This window comes from Pseudomonas entomophila, assembly GCF_013523125.1.
GTDB classification, from domain to species: domain Bacteria; phylum Pseudomonadota; class Gammaproteobacteria; order Pseudomonadales; family Pseudomonadaceae; genus Aquipseudomonas; species Aquipseudomonas entomophila_B.
Genome location: NZ_JAAMQJ010000003.1, coordinates 68,763 through 86,201 on the forward strand (window position 1 = coordinate 68,763; position 17,439 = coordinate 86,201).

Here is a 17,439-nt window from a genome sequence, read left to right on the forward strand (position 1 = left end):
GAATCGAGTAGGAGCTTGCCCATGTTCAACATGCAGCGTCTTGTCATCGCAGTCACGGCCGCGGCCGTGATGTCCGGTTGCGCCAGCCAGAACCCTTACACCGACCAGGGCCAGGCCTCCAGCGGCGTGAGCAAGACGGCCAAATATGGCGGGCTCGGCGCACTGGCAGGGGCCGTGGCAGGCGCGGCCATCGACCACAACCACCGTGGCAAGGGGGCGCTGATCGGCGCGGCGGCCGTGGGCGCAGCGGCGGCGGGCTACGGCTACTACGCGGATCGCCAGGAAGCGGCATTGCGCGAAAGCATGGCCAACACGGGCGTCGAAGTGCAGCGTGAGGGCGATCAGATCAAGCTGATCATGCCGGGGAACATCACCTTCGCCACCGATTCGGCGAACATCTCGCCCAACTTCTACAAGCCGCTCAATGATCTGGCTGGCTCGTTCAAGCAGTTCAACCAGAACACCATCGAGGTCGTTGGCTTCACCGACAGCACCGGCAGCCGTCAACACAACATGGACCTGTCCCAGCGCCGCGCCCAGGCGGTCAGCAGCTACCTGACCTCGCAAGGGGTGGACCCTTCCCGTGTCTCGGCACGTGGTCTGGGGCCAGACCAACCGATCGCCAGCAACGGTGATGCCAATGGGCGTGCGCAGAACCGTCGCGTCGAAGTGAATCTCAAGCCGATCCCAGGGCAGGACTACCAGCAGCAAGGACAGCAGTAAACGGTGGGCCGGGCTGGCGTCGTCCTTCGAGGAGGAGGGCGCCGGTCAGGCCGTCATCGCGGGCAAGCCCGCTCCCACAGGGGCCAGATCAGGCCAGACTACCGCATCAGCCCTGGTCTCATGCCGATGCAGGCTGTGCTGACAAGCCGGTTCTTGCGGGTCCATGCAAGCCGGTTCCTGTGGGTCCATGCAGGCTGTGCCGGCAGACCTGCCCAGGTGGCAAAACCAGCCTGTGGGAGCTGGCTTGCCAGCGATGGCGATAGCGCCGTCACAACCGCCCGTCCATCGCTCCTCGCACATGCCAGCCCCCCATTCTCAGGCCGTACTCGCCTGTATCGCCGTCAGGGCAATGGTATGGACGATGTCATCCACCTGCGCCCCACGCGGCAGGTCGTTCACCGGCTTGCGCAATCCTTGCAGCATCGGCCCCAGACTCACGCAATCGGCACTGCGCTGCACGGCCTTGTGTGTCGTGTTGCCAGTATTCAGGTCGGGGAACACGAACACCGTGGCGCGTCCCGCCACCGGGCTGTCGGGGGCCAGCTGACGGGCGATGGCCGGGTTGGCCGCAGCGTCGTACTGCAATGGACCGTCGATCACCAGTGACGCCTGCTCCTGCTGCGCCAGACGCGTGGCTTCGCGGACCTTCTCCACCTCATCGTCGGTCACCGCCTGGTCGCTGGAATAGCTGAGCATCGCCACCCGGGGCGCGATGCCGAACGCCTGTGCCGAGGCTGCGCTCTGCCGGGCGATCTGCGCCAGCTCGTCGGCATCGGGGTGCGGGTTCATCATGCAGTCGCCATAGACCAGCACCTGCTCGGGGAACAGCATGAAGTACACCGACGACACCAGGCTGTTGCCCGGTGCGGTCTTGATCAACTGCAAGGCCGGACGAATGGTGTTGGCGGTCGAGTGCACCAGCCCCGACACCAGTCCATCGACCTCGTCCAGCGCCAGCATCATGGTGCCGATCACCACCGGGTCTTCCAGTTGTTGCTCGGCCATCGGGGCGTTGAGGCTCTTGCTCTTGCGCAGGCGCACCATCGGTTCGACGTACTGCGCCCGGATCTGATCAGGGTCGAGAATCTCCAGCCCCGGCGGCAGCACGATGCCCTGGGCCTGCGCCACCGCCTGGACGTCGTCGGGCTTGGCCAGCAGCACGCAGCGTGCGATGCCGCGCTCCTGGCAAATGGCTGCAGCCTGGATGGTCAGCGGCTCGGCGCCTTCCGGCAGGACGATGCGCTTGTCGACCTGGCGTGCGCGCTGGATCAACTGATAGCGGAACACCGCTGGCGACAGGCGCAGCTCCCGGGGTGTGCCGCAGCGCTGGTGCAGCCAGGTGGCATCCAGGTGGCTGGCGACGAAATCGGTGATGACTTCGGCACGCTCCCGGTCATCCACCGGGATTTCCCGGTTCAGCTGGTGCAACTGGTTGGCGGTCTCGAACGAGCCGGTGCCGACCGACAGCAGCGGCAACCCCGCCTGCAAGGCCCCCTGGCACAAGCCGAGGATCCGCGGGTCGGGCTTGCTGTCGCTGGTCAGCAGCAGGCCCGCCAGCGGTACCCCGTTGATCGCCGCCAAGCTGACCGCCAGAATGATGTCGTCGCGGTCGCCCGGTGTCACCACCAGGGTGCCCGGCTTGAGCAGGGGCACCGTATTGGCCACGGTGCGTGCGCAGATGATCGTCGTGTTCATGCGCCGTTGCTCGTAGTCGCCGGCATTGAGCACCTGCGCGCCCAGCAGCTCGGCCACATCGCGGGTACGTGGGGCGTTGAGCTCGGCCTGGTACGGGATGCAACCCAGCAGCCGGAAATCATCGCCTCGCAGCAGCGGCGAATGCTCGCGCAGGCGATTGGCGAAGGCCGGCATGCTCTCTTCGCTGCGCACCTTGTTCAGGATCACGCCCAGCACCTTGGGATCACGCGGGCCGCCGAACAGCTGCGCCTGCAACTCGACCCGGCCGGACAACTCGCCGAGCGCCTCGTGCTCGGCGGCCGACACCAGGATCACCTCGGCGTCCAGGCTCTTGGCCAGGTGCAGGTTGACCCGTGCGGCATAGCTGGCATGGCGCGTCGGTACCATGCCCTCGACCACCACTACGTCAGTGTCGACACAGGCTTGCTGGTAGAGACGAATGATCTGTTCGAGCAGCTCGTCCAGCTGGCCCTCACCGAGCATGCGCTCCACGTGGGACAGGCTCAGGGGTATCGGTGGCTTGATGCCATGGGTGCGCGCCACCAGCTCGGTGGAGCGTTCCGGACCGGTATCGCCAGGGTGCGGCTGGGCGATCGGCTTGAAGAAACCGACCTTCAGGCCGGCGCGTTCCAGCACACGGACCAGGCCCAGGCTGATGGACGTCAGGCCGACGCCGAAGTCGGTTGGTGCGATGAAGAATGTCTGCATGCAGGCTCTCGAGCGCAGCGAATGGAAAAGTCAGGGCTCAAGAGTAGTCCCATCGACCCCTCCAGCGCACCAGCCGCAATCAAATGGCTGGCCCAGGCACGCAGCGCGTCGGGCGGCATCGAGCACCCACGGGCGTACCTGCCAGGGCGGCTGGTGGCGCAGGTGCTGGGTGTGCCCGCACGACAGCTCGACCACCCAGTGGCCCTGCTCGTCCTGACGAAAAGCGACCATCCGACTGGTGGAGGCGACATCTTCGGAGGTGCGTTCGCAATCGCGCGGTGCCTTGGTTACACTTGTCCGTTCTACATTCTTTTGCAAAGGTCTCCTCCCCATGCTGATTGCCGCCAACAAGGCTGTCTCGATCGACTATACCCTGACCAACGACGCCGGGGAGGTCATCGACAGCTCCGCCGGTGGTGCGCCGCTGGTCTACCTGCACGGTGCAAGCAACATCATCCCGGGTCTGGAAAAGGCCCTGGAAGGCAAGCAGGCCGGTGACGAGCTGAACGTCGCCATCGAACCTGAAGAGGCCTACGGCGAATACATGGCCGAGCTGGTCAGCACCCTGAACCGCAGCATGTTCGAAGGCGTCGACCAGCTGGAAGTCGGCATGCAGTTCCACGCGTCGGCGCCGGACGGCCAGATGCAAATCGTCACCATCCGTGACCTCGATGGCGACGACGTGACCGTCGACGGCAACCACCCCCTGGCCGGTCAGCGCCTGAACTTCAAGGTCAAGGTCGTCGACGTGCGTGACGCCACCGAAGAAGAGATCGCTCATCGCCACATCCATGGCGAAGGTGGCCATCACCACTGATTTCTGCGCTAAGCTCAGAAGCAGGAACGAGGCGCTGGGTACGCCGGACATGCGCGCTTGGAACGCATGACCGGCGCGCCCGGCGCCTTTTTGATGGGCGACGTGTCTTGTCGCGATAATCGATAGCCGGGGGGACTTCACCATGAGTGCGTTTCACGACCTCACCTTGCAGACCCTGGAGGGCGCACCGTTACCACTGGCACCGTTCAAGGGCGGGGTGACGCTGGTGGTCAACGTCGCCTCCAAGTGTGGGCTGACGCCGCAGTATCAAGCGCTGGAAGGCCTCTACCAACGCTACAAGGAACGTGGTCTGACGGTGCTGGGCCTGCCGTGCAACCAGTTCGCCGGGCAGGAGCCTGGTACCGATCAGGACATTCGGCAGTTCTGCAGCCTTACCTATGGGGTCAGTTTCCCCATGGCCGCCAAGCTCGAGGTCAATGGCCCCCACCGTCATCCGCTGTACCGCCTGCTGGCCGGCGAGGGTGCCGAATTCCCGGGCGACATCACCTGGAATTTCGAGAAGTTTCTGGTAGGCAAGGATGGCCGCGTGTTGGCGCGGTTTTCCCCACGCACTTCGCCCGATGATCCGTCGGTGGTCCAGGCCATCGAAAAAGCCCTGGCCTGAGGGCAGGCCTCAGGCACGACGCCGGGCCGGGTCACTCCGGTGACAGGGACTTTGCGGCGGACGACGTCGCGAGGTCCGACGCAGGGGGCAGGCTCGTTTCGGGCAATGCGCCCAGCGCCATGCTCGACGACTGGCACGCCTCGCGCAGATAACCTTCGAACTGCTCGACGATCATCGACCAGCCTTGTCGGCTGGCGTGGCACCGTGCGTTGAGCCGTACCCGGCGCAAATGCTCGTTTTCTTCCAGCAACCAGCTGGCCGCTTCGATGAAGGCAGCCTGATCACCCGGCATGGCCAGTGCGCCGTTGTCACCATGACGGATGTGCTGGGCAGCGGCGGCCTGGTCATAGGCCACCACCCCCAGGCCCGAGGCCATGGCTTCGAGCACGACATTGCCGAAGGTCTCGGTCAGGCTCGGGAACAGGAACAGGTCGCCACTGGCGTAGTGCTCTGCCAACGCCTCGCCCTGCTGCGCGCCGCAGAAGACGGCGTCTGGCAACAGGCGTTCCAGGGCGGCGCGCTGCGGCCCGTCGCCGACCATCACCAGGCGCATGCGACGCTGTGGGTGGGCCTGGTGCAAAGCCAGCAGGCACGGGCGCAACAGCCCCAGGTTCTTTTCCAACGCCAGCCTGCCCACATGCAGCACCACGACATCGTCCGGGCCCATGCCCCAGCTGTCGCGTAGCGCCTGGCTGCGTCGACAGGGCGTGAACAATGCAGCGTCGACGCCACGGCTCATGAGGGCAAGGCGCTCGAACCCACGACGCTCCAGCTCGACCTGCTGACTGACGCTCGGCACCAGGGTCACGGCGGTCCGCCGATGAAACCAGCGCAGGTAATGGGTCACCGGGCGGGTCAACAGACCACACCCATAGTGGCTGGTGTAGTGCGCGAAGTTCGTGTGGAAGCCGCTGACGACGGCGATGCCCAGCCGTCGAGCGGCACGCAATGCGTTGAGCCCCAGGGGCCCTTCGGTGGCGATGTACAACACGTCCGGCCGTTGTCGACGCCAGTGACGCGTCAGGGTCTGCACGGAGATCTCGCCCCACTGCAGGCCCGGATAGCCAGGCAGTGGCCACCCGCGCGCGAGCATGACGTCCGGCCCTGGTGGCGTCGTGGTGTCGACCGCCTGCCGCGGGCGAAGCACCTGAACGCGATGGCCACGTTGCCGAAGCCCCTCGGCCAGGCGCCCAAGGGTAGTGGCCACGCCATTGATTTCGGGTGGGAAGGTTTCGCTGACCAGTGTGATGCGCAGGGAGGATGTGCTCATGCACTGCAGTGTGCGGCCAGCGGGTTGCAAGGGTGTGTCATCGTCGTGACCAAGGCATGAAAGCAGGTCGGCAGGTCTGCGTTACGCGTGAATATTTGTTCACCCCACTCAAGAATCGCTCGCACCTGGCCGATGGCTTGTCAACGAACCCTCGATGCCCTCCAGGAGAGCGGTAATGTTCCACAACAAACTGAAGAAAGAACTCCAGCGTCTGCGCGATGACCTGCTATTGGTCTCGCAGATCAAGACGAGTCTCGACAACGAGATGCTGGTACTTCAGCTCGATCCACAGGGACGCATCGAGTCGGTCAACGGCAATTTCGAACGGGACATGCACTACCGCGCCGAGCAACTGGTGGGGCGATCCGTCGAGGACATCGTACCGCCGCATGTCAAGACCCTGGAGTTTCACCAGCGCATGAGCCGTGCCATACGCAATGGCGAACATTACCACGGTGCCTTCAGACTGCTGCGTGGGGACGGTGAGGAAGCCTGGCTGCGTTCGATCTTGCAGCCGGTGCGGGATGCGACGGGGCGTATCACGTGTTTCACCCTCCACTCGAGCGACCTCACTCGCACCATCAAGGCGTCCCGCGAACACGAAAGCCTGATCAAGGCACTGCAGCGTTCCACGGCGGTGATCGAGTTCAACCTCGACGGCGAAGTGCTGACCGCCAATGAGCGCTTCCTGGAGGCGACGGGTTATACGCTGGAGCAGATTCGCGGCAAGCACCACCGCCTTTTCTGCGATCCCGAACAGGCCCGTTCGACCGACTACCAGGCCTTCTGGGAAAAGCTGCGCCGCGGCGAGTACATTGCCGGTCGCTTCCAGCGTGTCGATTCGCGCGGTCGCACCATCTGGCTCGAGGCTTCGTACAACCCGATCTTCGATGCCCATGACGTGCTCTACAAAGTGGTCAAGTTCGCCACCGTGATCACCGATCAGGTCAATCAGGAACACGCCGTGTCCAGGGCGGCGGACATTGCGCATTCGACGTCGGTGCAGACCGACGCCAGTGCGCGCAAGGCCAGCGACGTGGTCAGCCAGTCGATGGGGGTGATGCGCGAGCTGGAAGCCTGCATGCAGCAGGCGGCCGAGAGCATCGAGGCGCTGGACAAGCAGTCACGGGTCATCGGCGCGATCATCAAGACCATCAGCGACATCGCCGGGCAGACCAACCTGCTGGCGCTCAACGCGGCCATCGAAGCCGCTCGCGCAGGCGAGCAGGGACGGGGGTTCGCCGTGGTGGCCGACGAAGTGCGTCAGCTGGCGTCGCGCACCAGCGGCGCCACCGAGGAAATCGCCCAGGTGGTGAAACAGAACGAGAAACTTGCACAGGCGGCGGTGGCGATCATCGATGCCAGCAAGCGTCAGGCCGAGCAGAGCCTGACGCTGGCGGGGCAGACCGATGCGGTGATCGCCGAGATCCAGGACGGTGCGCGCCAGGTGGTCGGCGCCGTGGGCCAGTTCGCGCATCAACTGGGTCGCTGAGCGAGCGGACACAAGCCGGCCAGGGCACGCTCGATCAACCGGCCTGCTCGGTCTCCTTGATATGGTCGTAGACGACGCCAAGGGCCTCACTGACCAGGTTGATGTCGGCCCTGGCGTACAGGTGCTGGCTGGTCTGGCTACGGACCCTGAACAAACCGCCATGGGGGCCGATGGAGGGGCGTTCGCTGTCCAGCACGGCACGGGTCAGCAAATCGACCAGCGACTCGCTGTAGTTCACCACACCGTCCTTGCCCCATGTGGTGTAGAACAGCTGGTCGTAGGGTTCAGCGATGGCGTGCGCCTCGAGTATCTCGCGCAGGCGCCATTTGACGCGGTGGGTGGCGATGACGGTGCCTTGTAGATGCTCGGGCACACCGGCCAGTTCGATGAAGTCTTTCGATTTGACGTCGTAGAAGTCCATGGGTGATCTCCAGGTGGTGAGGTCGCAACCACTGCGGCCTCATCGCCATTGAAAATCGAATCCGCGCCAGGCCAGCGCTACATAGTTAGCGCTCCCGCTCACGCACCCAGAACAGCGTCGCCCCGGCCACTGCCGCTGGCATCATCAGCAGGTTGACCAGCGGAATCAGCAGTGCCAGGTAAGTGACGCCGCCAAACCCCAGGCTCTGCCAGCGCTTGTGCCGCAGCCAGGCGAGCATGTCCTGCCAGCTCATCTTGTTGTTGTCGGCCGGGTAGTCGATGTACTGGATGGCCATCATCCACACCCCGAACAGCAACCAGAGCGGTGCGGCGATCACATTCACCACAGGAATCAGCGACAGCACGAACAGGCCGAGCGCGCGGGGCAGGAAGTAGCCCAGCTTGCGCATCTCGCGACCAAAGGTGCGCGGCACCATCGCGGCCAGCTCGCCCCAGCTGAAGGCGGGGAAGTGATCTTCGCCGCGCACCACCACCTCGACCTTTTCCGCCAGGAAACCGTTGAACGGCGCGGCGATGATGTTGGCGACCAGCGTGAAGGTGAAGAACACCATCAGCGCCACCAGCACCACGAACAGCGGCCAGATGATGTAGCTGAGAAAGCCCAGCCAGTCCGGCAGGCTGGGCATGAGGGTCTCGACCCACAGGTCGAACTGGTGCCAGGCGAAATACACCAGGCCGCCGAACAGCAGCAGGTTGATCAGCAGCGGCAACAGCACGAACAGGCGCAGGCCAGGGCTCAACACCAGCCTGAGCCCCTCGCGCAGGTAGCGAGGGCCGGACAGAACGGGAACAGGCATCTCAAGCACTCCAGGGTCGACAGAGGCGCCGACCTTACCGAGTTTGCACGGCAGGCGAAAGCGACCTGCCTGTGACGAGGCATGACGGGTCAGGTTTCCTGGCGGCGAAACGCGCCTCAGGCATAGAGCCGGGCTATGAGGTGGATTGTCGATGGATATTTCCTTACTCTCTGCGACCTCGCTACAGTGCCCTCACTCTTTTCAACCCTTCGGATCTCGACTTAACAAGGAGTCACCATGAGCATTCTGGTCAACAAGCAGGCCCCGGACTTCGATGCAGCCGCCGTTCTGGGCGATGGCTCGATCGTCGACAGCTTCACGCTGTCCTCGCTGCGCGGCAAGTACGTCGTGCTGTTCTTCTGGCCGCTGGACTTCACCTTCGTCTGCCCATCGGAAATCATTGCCCACAACAACCGCATGGACAAGTTCCGCGAGCTGGGCGTCGAGGTGGTCGGTGTGTCGATCGACTCGCAGTTCACCCACCATGCCTGGCGCAGCACGCCAGTGGAGAAGGGCGGCATCGGCGCGGTCGAGTTCACCATGGTCGCCGACGTCAAGCACGAGATCACCCGTGCCTATGGCATCGAGCACGAAGCCGGCGTCGCGCTGCGGGCGTCGTTCCTGATCGACCAGCAGGGTGTGGTGCAGCACCAGGTCGTCAACAACCTGCCGCTGGGTCGCGAAGTCGACGAGATGGTCCGCCTGGTCGAGGCGCTGCAGTTCACCGAGGCGCATGGCGAAGTCTGCCCGGCCGGCTGGCGCAAGGGCCAGAAAGGTATGAAGGCCGATGCCCAGGGCGTCGCCGACTACCTGGCCGAGAACGCCAGCAGCCTGTAACACGCGGCGCTGCTTCACCGCGGCCGGCGCTCCAGGCGCCGGGCCGTGGTCTTCACCATCCAGCCGGCCACGCCGGCGTCACGACGACGGTCCTGCGGGGCCGCGTCGACAGGAGTGCATCATGTCCGAATCACGTCACTCGCGCGTCATCATCCTCGGCTCGGGCCCTGCCGGCTACAGCGCCGCCGTCTATGCCGCACGCGCCAACCTCAAGCCGCTGCTGATCACCGGCATGCAGGCGGGTGGCCAGCTGACCACCACCACCGAAGTCGACAACTGGCCAGGCGACCCCCATGGCCTGACCGGCCCGGCCCTGATGCAGCGCATGCAGGAGCACGCCGAGCGCTTCGAGACCGAGATCGTCTTCGACCACATCAATGCCGTGGACCTGGCCAACAAGCCGTTCACCCTGACCGGCGATAGCGCGACCTATACCTGTGACGCCCTGATCGTCGCCACCGGTGCCAGTGCTCGCTACCTGGGCCTGCCCTCGGAAGAGGCCTTCATGGGCAAGGGCGTTTCGGCCTGTGCCACCTGCGACGGCTTCTTCTACCGCAACAAGCCGGTCGCCGTGATCGGCGGTGGCAACACCGCCGTGGAAGAAGCGCTGTACCTGGCCAACATCGCCAGCAAGGTGACCTTGGTCCACCGCCGCGATACCTTCCGCGCCGAGAAGATCCTGGTCGACAAGCTGCACGCACGCGTGGCCGAGGGCAAGATCGAACTCAAGCTCAACGCGAACCTGGACGAGGTCCTGGGCGACAACATGGGCGTGACAGGCGCACGGCTGAAGAACAACGACGGCAGCAGCGAAGAGATCAAGGTCGACGGCGTCTTCATCGCCATCGGTCACACGCCGAACACCTCGCTGTTCGAAGGCCAGCTGACCCTCAAGGACGGCTACCTGGTGGTCAGCGGCAGCCGTGAAGGTAATGCCACCGCGACCAACGTCGAGGGTGTGTTTGCGGCCGGCGACGTGGCTGACCATGTCTACCGCCAGGCGATCACCTCGGCCGGCGCCGGCTGCATGGCGGCCCTGGACGTGGAACGCTACCTGGATGGCCTGCAGAACGCCTCGTTCTGAGCCGACAGGCATGACCGCGTCCGGTGTGCGCCAGGCGCGGTGAAAAAGCCCGGTGTCGCGAGCGCGATCCCGGGCTTTTTCATGTCTGTGTGTCAGAGGCTCAGACGCATCGACAGGTCGACGGCCTTGACTTCCTTGGTCATGGCACCGATCGAGACGAAGTCGACGCCGGTCAGGGCGATCTCGCGCAAGGTCGTCTCGTTCACCCCGCCACTGGCTTCGAGCTTGGCCTTGCCCGCCGTCCTGCGCACCGCTTCGCGCATGTCGTCCAGGCTCAGCTCGTCAAGCATGACGATGTCGGCCCCAGCGTCCAGTGCCTGGCTCAGTTCGTCCAGGCTTTCGACCTCGACCTCCACGGGTTTGCCCGGGGCGATGCGGTGTGCGGCAGCCACTGCCTGCGCGATGCCGCCGCTGGCGGCGATGTGGTTTTCCTTGATCAGAAAGGCGTCGAACAGACCGATGCGGTGGTTGTGACCGCCGCCGCAGGTGACGGCATATTTCTGCGCCAGGCGCAGGCCGGGGAGGGTCTTGCGGGTATCGAGCAGGCGCACAGAGGTGTCGGCCACCTGGTCGACATAATGCCGAACCCGCGTCGCCACACCCGACAGCATCTGCAGGAAGTTCAGTGCCGAACGCTCGCCGGTGAGCAGCGAACGGGCCGGCCCCTCGAGGTGGAACAGGGCCTGGCCGGCGCTCGCCTGCTGACCGTCGATGACCTGCCAATGCACCGCCACGCGCGGGTCGAGCTGGCGAAACACGGCATCGACCCACGCCGTGCCACTGATCACGCAGGCGTCGCGGGTGATGACCGTGGCCTTGGCCAGGCGCTCGGCCGGAATGAGCTGGGCGGTGATGTCGCCACTGCCGACGTCTTCGAGCAAGGCGCGGCGTACATTGGCTTCGATTTCGGCAGAAAGGTCGGCAAGGCGTAGGTTCGGCATGTCGTGCTCCAAAGCAGGGTGCCGGCGATTATAGGGCAGGTGGCGTCCCTGTACAGGCACGCGGCGTGCTGCCTTCCGTCAGGCGGTGGGGAGCTTTGTCGACCTTTCACGGTCTGTGGTAACGACCGCTTCCGCGCCCCCGTGCAACGAATGCAGACGTCATGGTCGAGGCCAAGCCGATTGGCCTCGTGGATACGGACCCGCAGCGGCGTCGATGACGCGCCCTGTCAAGGAGATCGGGATGTACAAGGACAGCAATGTTGTGAACCTGGCACATGCCATGCGGCAGGGTGTTCGCACCGTCGAGCCTGGGTTGCCCATGCTGGTCGTGCAAGTGCGCGACAAGGCGGCCTTGCAGGTGCATCAGGGTTTGCGCACGCTGTTCGACATTGCCGACGACACCCTGTTCGAGCTTGCAGACAAGGCCTTCTGCGAGCATGACCGGCGTCTCATGCTCGACGCCATGCACCAGGTTCGGCAGCAGCGCAAACATTTAGAGCGCCTGTTTATGGAGATGTTCCATGACGCGTTCGATCAAATCGGGCGTTCCCGTGCCGCGACCTGGCCCACGCGTTCCATGGACCAGAGCTGGAACCCACTGGACTACCGCGACTCGGCCCTCGTGCTCGAGGCCATGGTCGAGCGGACGATGGCCCGCGACAGCCAGGCCCTGCATCACCTGAACGTGCGCTTTCATCACCTGCTCGAAGCGCCCCTGGACATGCAGCACAATCCGTTGGGCCCGCGATGCCTTGCCGACTACTTCCTGCGTGTCGTGCACATGCTGGAGGTAAGCGCCACGGTCAAGCGTGTTCTGGTGAAACTCTTCGATCGTTGCGTCTTGCGCGATGTGGACTTGATGTATGCCGAAAGCAACCAAATGCTCATGGCCGCCGGTGTCCTGGGCGCGCTCAAGCCGGCGCCGCGGCGACGTGCGCAAGACGCTCCGCGAATGACCAGCGTTCTGCCTGCCAATCAGGACGATGCCCACCTGGCGCCGGAAAAGGGTGTCGACGGTGCAGGTTTCGCGACGGCCTGCGGCCTGCTGGGCGATCGTCGTGGCCGATTGTCGTCGAGGACGTCGGGAGGACGTGGCGTGCAGACGATCGAGGGGCATGACCTGCTACGCGTGCTCACGTCCTTGCAGCAGCGCGTGCTCGCTCCCGAGGCGCCAGACACCTCCGATGTCCTGGGGCCCCTTGAATGCGCCTTGGCCCACATCGCCAAGCGCGGCGCCGTGGCGTGCCGTATCACCGAGCAGGATGAAGCGGTGATCGACCTGGTAGGGCTATGGTTCGACCAGGTCCTGGCAGATCCGAATCTGCCGCAGTCGCTCAAGACGCTGATCGGCCGAGTGCGCATCCCGGTGATGAAGGCGGCGTTGATGGAGGCGGGGTTCTTCGATCATCCCGGCCACCCGGCCCGGCGCCTGGTCCAGGCGATCGCCGATGCCGGTATGGGCTGGGACGACCAGGGCGAGGCGTCCCCTGACGGTGTGCAGGTCATGCTCGAGCACATGGTGCATCGCCTGCTGGCCGATTTTACCGAGGACATGGGCCTGTTCACCGCCGTGACGAACGAGTGCCTGGCGCGGGTCGAAGAAGAGCGCCAGCGTGCCGCCAGGCTCGAACAGCGTGTGCGTGACGCCGAGGAGGGCCGCCTGCGTTGGTTGCAGGCCCGGCAGAGCGTGCAGCGCGAGCTCAACCTGCGCCTGCATGGCCGTTTCGTGCCGCACAGGGTGGTGGACATGCTGGTCACCGGCTGGAGCCAGGTACTGCTGATGACCTGGCTCAAGCATGGCGAGCGCTCCCTGCCGTGGTCCAAGGCCCTGGCGACCATGGACTCGCTGTTGCTCAGCGTCACCCCGCATCGGCAGGCGCTGGCCCGGCAAGAGCTGCTCGAACGGGTACCTGGGTTGCTCAAGGCATTGCGTGAAGGGCTGGCGGGCGTGGCCATGGAGTCGACGGCCATGAGCGCGTTCTTTCAGCACCTGCAGCAGTTGCACCTGTGTGCATGCAGCCAGTCGGAAGACGGCGAGAGCGCCCAGGAAGCGCTGGTGCATGTCCAGGATGAAATCGTCCTGGCGGTTCCGCAGGAAACCGTCTGCGGCCCCCTGTGGCAGCCGGCGGCGGACGATCCCGCGCTGTTGAGCGTTCGCGCGCTGCGCATGGGCCATTGGATCGTCACCGACGATGGCGAATCGGCCCGCTGCAAGTTGGTGGCGTCGCTGGACGAGGTCGATCGACTGGTCTTCACCTACCATGCCGGACGCAAAGTCCGCGAGTGGACACGGGCTGGGCTGGCCATGGCCGTGCGCCGTGGCGAGGTCCGGCTGCTGGAAGACGGCCCTGTGTTCGAGCGGTGCTGGGAACGTGTCCTGACCTGCCTGCGCGCCCAGTCCCTGCACTGAATCTTCATGCAAGCGCCAGGCGCTCGCGGCATACTGGCGCTTCCTTTTCGTGATGCAGGAACGATCATGCCACTGGACCTCGCGACCGGCTGGTTCACGGACGTCGTGCGATGCCCCTCGCCCAACTTCAATGCGCGCCCGGCGAACGAACAGATTTCTCTGCTGGTCATCCACAACATCAGCCTACCACCCGGCCGCTTCGGCACAGGCCGAGTCCAGGCGCTGTTCCAGAACCGCCTGGACCTGACCGAGCACCCCTATTTCGACGGCCTGCGCGGGCTGACCGTATCGGCGCACCTGTTCATCGAGCGCACGGGGCAGGTGACCCAGTTCGTCTCGTTGCTCGACCGTGCCTGGCATGCCGGCGTGTCCTGCTTCGACGGCCGCGAAGGCTGCAACGACTTCTCCATCGGTATCGAGCTCGAGGGCACCGACGACCTTCCCTACACCGAGGCCCAGTACGAGGCGCTGGCCAGGTTGACCCGGTCGATACAGGCCGTGTGGCCGGTCATCGACTTCGAGCGCATCCAAGGCCACAGTGACATCGCGCCCCAGCGCAAGACCGACCCGGGTGCGTCGTTCGACTGGGCACGGTTCGAGGCCGATCTCATCGAAGGGGGGCTTTCATGAGCTTTCTGGCCCTGGTCCTGATCCTGGTGATCGAGACCTGTTCCGCCTGGCGCTCGCGGCTCCAGCACGACGGGGGTTTCCTGCGCGAGCTGGCGCGTCTCGAATGCGAGGGCAGGCGGTCGTCCCTCGGGGTGCTGGCCATCCTGGTCGTCGTGCCCATGGGGCTGCTGGGTGTGCTACTGCATACCCTCGAACCGGTGGCGTACGGCCTGCTGGCCTTGCCCGTTCATGTGCTGGTGTTGCTCTACAGCCTGGGGCGAGGGCAGGCCAAAGGCGCGCTTGGGCCATTTCGCGATGCCTGGCGCCGTGGCGACTACCAGGGCAGTGTGTACGCTGCCGAACGCGATCTGAACGTTCGCGGTGAAGAGACTGCGTCAGTCTTGGCACAGGTCCAGGGCTACCTGGTCTGGCGCGTGTACGACGGTTTCTTCGCGGTGGTGTTCTGGTACGCCCTGTTCGGACCGGTGGGGGCCCTGGGCTTCCGGCTGCTGACCCTGTGCCAGCAGCACAGCCGTCGACCCACCGTGGTCCTGTACGCCGAACGGATCCGCCATGCGTTGGACTGGGTGCCCGCCAGGGTGCTGATCGTCAGTTTCGCGCTGGTCGGCCATTTCGTGGCGGTCATGCGCCTGCTATTGAACGAGGTGCTGGCCTGGCGCACCTCAGCGACGACGCTGCTGGCCAGCGCAGGCCAGGCAGCGAATTCACCGCTCGAACCGGGCGCTGGCCAGCAAGGATTGGACTACCTGGACAGTCAGTGGGCGTTGCTGCAGCGCAGTGCCGTCTTGTGGTATGTCGTTCTGGCCTTGGGCGTGGTGCTGGCCTGAGTCGACCGTCGTTCGTGCCTGGGCTGTGACCTGAGGCTACCAGCCGAACACGGCCTCGGCATTGCGACTGCTGGCCTGTGCCAGCGTCTCGTGCTCTATGCCCATGACCTGGGCCAGCGCCGCGGCGATCTGCGGCAAGTGGTCCGGGCTGTTGCGCTGGCCGGCGAACATCGAGGGAGCCATGTCCGGGGCGTCGGTTTCCAGTACCACGCTGTCCAATGGCAGCTGGGGCAGGGTGCGCTGCAGCCGGAGCGCCTGTGGCCAGGTCGCCGCGCCGCCCAGCCCCAGCTTGAAGCCCAGCCGGATGTATTCGCGGGCTTGCTCGATACTCCCGGCGAACGCATGGATGATCCCGGGCCTGGGCAATCGGTAGCGCTTGAGCGTGGCGATCACCTGCGCATGGCTGCGTCGGACATGCAGCAAGGGGGGCAGTTCGAAATCCACGGCCATCTGCAATTGCGCTTCGAACAGCGTCTGTTGACGGACCTTGTCGAGGTCGGGAAGGTAATAGTCCAGGCCGAACTCGCCCAGGGCGCACAGGCGCGTCTGGCCTTGCAGGCGTTCGAGCCAGTCGCGCAGCTCGGTCAAGTGCTCGGGGCGATGCTGGTCGAGGTAGACCGGATGCAGGCCAAAAGCAGCATGGACGGCATCATGGGTGCAGGCCAGGCCCCAGACCCGCTGCCAGTTGGCCTGATGGACGCCTAGCACCACGATACGCTCCACGCCGACTGACCGGGCCCGGGCCAGCACGTCGAGCCGGTCTGGGTCGAAGTCCTCGAAGTCCAGGTGGGTGTGGGTATCGATCAGGCGCATGGTCAGGCCTTGAGCAGGCGTTGCTTGAAGGTGCGGGCCACGGCATGCACGCCGGGCTGATAGCGCTTGTGCTCGACGGCAGCCACGGCCAGGTCCAGCGCCGTGGTGGCGATCAGGCCATGTTGCTGGGCCATGGCATTGACCGGCAGGGGCAGGAAGTCCAGCAGCTGGTTGTCGCCGAAGGTCCCGAGGCGCAGGTGCCGCGAGTCGTCGGCGCAGGTGCGCAGTACGTCGAACACGCCCTGCAGCAGCACGTACGACGTGGTCACCAGGGCGTCGGGCAGCTCGCCGAAGTCGTCGATCAAGCGTTGCATCAGGCGTTCGCCCCAGTCACGGCTGAACGCGTCGCCCTCATAATGCGCTACCTGTCCGGCATACCCTTGCAAGGCCTGATCGAAGCCTTTCAGGCGCGCGCGGCTGACACCCAGCGTCGGACGTGCGCCGATCAGGGCGATGCGCCGAGGGGCAGTGGCCAGCAGGCTGGCGGTCAGCAGCCGGCTGGCGTCCCGATCGTCACTGATCACCGAGCAGAAGTGTGCAGCATCCATCTGCCGGTCGATGGCGATGATCGGAAGGCCCTGGGCCTGCAGGGTCCGGTAGCTGTCATCGTCCGCCGGCAGGCAGCTGGCGACGAACAGGGCATCGCAACGCCGTGCGCGAAACAGCTGCTGCAACTGCCACTCACTCTCGGGCTGGTCGTCGCTGCTGGCGATCAGCAATTGGTAGCCGCGCGCCCGCGCGCCTTGTTCCAGCTGCTTGGCCAGACGTGCGTAGCTGGGGTTCTCCAGGTCGGGAAGAATGAAGCCCAAGGTGCGCGTGTGGCGGCTGCGCAGCCCGGCAGCCTGCGGGTTGGGCGTGAAGCCATGGGCCTCGACCACTGCCCGCACGCGCTCGACCGTGGCCTGGCTGATGCGCTGTTGTTCGGCCTTGCCATTGATGACGTAGCTGGCGGTGGTCACGGAGACGCCGGCCAGTCGAGCGATATCGCTGAGTTTCACCACAGATTCCTTGTCATACCGGACAGTCCGGCCTGTACTCGACAGTCTTGCCGATCCGCCGCACCGGGCGCAGGCGACCAATGTCGTAGTTGTCTGTCGTCATGGTAACGCCGTTGCGTCGAGAAAGTCAGACCTGGGCGCCGTCTGGCAGGTCTCGACGGCAGGCGTGGGCGGCCTGGAGGCTGCGCGCCGGGGATGGGCCATACTGGCTACAGCCACGGCGATGCCAGCCATTGCACTGCAGAGGCGACAGGCTGGGCTTTTTCGCCGACCGAATATCGAGTAACGTGGCCGGTTAATCAGGTTAAACGTTTCAGCAGGCGCTTACTGT

The 17,439-nt window shown here is 65.1% G+C and carries 17 protein-coding genes; 9 read left to right on the forward strand and 8 right to left on the reverse strand.

The features are described 5' to 3' along the window. Nucleotides 1-21: 21 nt before the first annotated feature. The gene (locus G7007_RS02875) at nt 22-723 is read left to right on the forward strand and encodes an OmpA family protein (protein WP_181098939.1); all 702 of its coding nucleotides are present in this window, start codon (nt 22-24) and stop codon (nt 721-723) included. A 315-nt stretch (nt 724-1,038) separates the two neighbouring features. Here G7007_RS02875 and pta read toward each other — a convergent pair whose 3' ends face one another. Next, complete coding sequence (gene pta, locus G7007_RS02880) at nt 1,039-3,126, reverse strand: phosphate acetyltransferase (protein ID WP_181098940.1); 2,088 nt, start codon at nt 3,124-3,126, stop codon at nt 1,039-1,041. A gap of 30 nt (nt 3,127-3,156) precedes the next feature. Next, nucleotides 3,157-3,459, reverse strand: coding sequence for a DUF3565 domain-containing protein (locus G7007_RS02885; RefSeq protein WP_181099051.1), 303 nt, complete (start codon nt 3,457-3,459; stop codon nt 3,157-3,159). Here G7007_RS02885 and G7007_RS02890 point away from each other — a divergent pair. Both G7007_RS02890 and G7007_RS02895 read left to right on the forward strand, forming a co-directional pair. Next, on the forward strand, nt 3,458-3,943 hold the full coding sequence (locus G7007_RS02890) for an FKBP-type peptidyl-prolyl cis-trans isomerase (RefSeq protein WP_181098941.1): 486 nt from the start codon (nt 3,458-3,460) through the stop codon (nt 3,941-3,943). The two genes, G7007_RS02885 and G7007_RS02890, sit on opposite strands and share 2 nt — an antisense overlap. 142 nt (nt 3,944-4,085) lie before the next feature. Further along, nucleotides 4,086-4,568, forward strand: coding sequence for a glutathione peroxidase (locus G7007_RS02895; protein WP_181098942.1), 483 nt, complete (start codon nt 4,086-4,088; stop codon nt 4,566-4,568). A gap of 31 nt (nt 4,569-4,599) precedes the next feature. Here G7007_RS02895 and G7007_RS02900 read toward each other — a convergent pair whose 3' ends face one another. Next, on the reverse strand, nt 4,600-5,838 hold the full coding sequence (locus G7007_RS02900; RefSeq protein ID WP_181098943.1) for a glycosyltransferase family 4 protein: 1,239 nt from the start codon (nt 5,836-5,838) through the stop codon (nt 4,600-4,602). Nucleotides 5,839-6,013: 175 nt separating this feature from the next. On the opposite strand from G7007_RS02900, the gene G7007_RS02905 reads away from it, so the two are divergent. Next, complete coding sequence (locus G7007_RS02905; protein WP_181098944.1) at nt 6,014-7,330, forward strand: methyl-accepting chemotaxis protein; 1,317 nt, start codon at nt 6,014-6,016, stop codon at nt 7,328-7,330. A 34-nt stretch (nt 7,331-7,364) separates the two neighbouring features. On the opposite strand, the gene G7007_RS02910 is transcribed toward G7007_RS02905, so the two are convergent. Both G7007_RS02910 and cysZ read right to left on the reverse strand, forming a co-directional pair. Next, nucleotides 7,365-7,751 (reverse strand): hypothetical protein, encoded by a 387-nt coding sequence (locus G7007_RS02910; RefSeq protein ID WP_181098945.1) that lies wholly within the window; start codon nt 7,749-7,751, stop codon nt 7,365-7,367. 85 nt (nt 7,752-7,836) lie between these two features. Next, nucleotides 7,837-8,568 (reverse strand): sulfate transporter CysZ, encoded by a 732-nt coding sequence (gene cysZ / locus G7007_RS02915; RefSeq protein ID WP_181098946.1) that lies wholly within the window; start codon nt 8,566-8,568, stop codon nt 7,837-7,839. Between the two features lie 237 nt (nt 8,569-8,805). Between cysZ and G7007_RS02920 the strand changes: the two genes are divergently transcribed. Both G7007_RS02920 and trxB read left to right on the forward strand, forming a co-directional pair. Further along, nucleotides 8,806-9,405, forward strand: a complete 600-nt coding sequence (locus tag G7007_RS02920) for a peroxiredoxin (protein WP_181098947.1) — start codon at nt 8,806-8,808, stop codon at nt 9,403-9,405. A gap of 121 nt (nt 9,406-9,526) precedes the next feature. Further along, entirely contained in the window at nt 9,527-10,489 is a 963-nt protein-coding gene (trxB, locus tag G7007_RS02925) for a thioredoxin-disulfide reductase (RefSeq protein WP_181098948.1), read from the forward strand. A 92-nt stretch (nt 10,490-10,581) separates the two neighbouring features. Here trxB and nadC read toward each other — a convergent pair whose 3' ends face one another. After that, nucleotides 10,582-11,430, reverse strand: a complete 849-nt coding sequence (gene nadC / locus G7007_RS02930; protein WP_181098949.1) for a carboxylating nicotinate-nucleotide diphosphorylase — start codon at nt 11,428-11,430, stop codon at nt 10,582-10,584. A 241-nt stretch (nt 11,431-11,671) separates the two neighbouring features. On the opposite strand from nadC, the gene G7007_RS02935 reads away from it, so the two are divergent. The 3 genes from G7007_RS02935 to ampE all read left to right on the forward strand — a co-directional run bounded on the left by G7007_RS02935 (nt 11,672) and on the right by ampE (nt 15,297). Further along, nucleotides 11,672-13,840 carry a DUF1631 domain-containing protein gene (locus G7007_RS02935; RefSeq protein ID WP_181098950.1) on the forward strand — a complete coding sequence of 723 codons (2,169 nt, stop codon included), beginning with the start codon at nt 11,672-11,674 and terminating at the stop codon, nt 13,838-13,840. A gap of 66 nt (nt 13,841-13,906) precedes the next feature. Next, nucleotides 13,907-14,470: a 1,6-anhydro-N-acetylmuramyl-L-alanine amidase AmpD gene (gene ampD, locus G7007_RS02940; RefSeq protein WP_181098951.1), complete on the forward strand. Its 564-nt coding sequence runs from the start codon at nt 13,907-13,909 to the stop codon at nt 14,468-14,470. Beyond that, nucleotides 14,467-15,297 carry a regulatory signaling modulator protein AmpE gene (gene ampE, locus G7007_RS02945; protein ID WP_181098952.1) on the forward strand — a complete coding sequence of 277 codons (831 nt, stop codon included), beginning with the start codon at nt 14,467-14,469 and terminating at the stop codon, nt 15,295-15,297. The genes ampD and ampE overlap by 4 nt, the downstream gene beginning before the upstream one ends. Nucleotides 15,298-15,333: 36 nt before the next feature. On the opposite strand, the gene G7007_RS02950 is transcribed toward ampE, so the two are convergent. Both G7007_RS02950 and cra read right to left on the reverse strand, forming a co-directional pair. Continuing rightward, nucleotides 15,334-16,110 (reverse strand): TatD family hydrolase, encoded by a 777-nt coding sequence (locus tag G7007_RS02950; RefSeq protein WP_181098953.1) that lies wholly within the window; start codon nt 16,108-16,110, stop codon nt 15,334-15,336. Nucleotides 16,111-16,112: 2 nt separating this feature from the next. Continuing rightward, nucleotides 16,113-17,108 carry a catabolite repressor/activator gene (gene cra, locus G7007_RS02955; protein ID WP_181098954.1) on the reverse strand — a complete coding sequence of 332 codons (996 nt, stop codon included), beginning with the start codon at nt 17,106-17,108 and terminating at the stop codon, nt 16,113-16,115. Nucleotides 17,109-17,439: the final 331 nt, after the last annotated feature.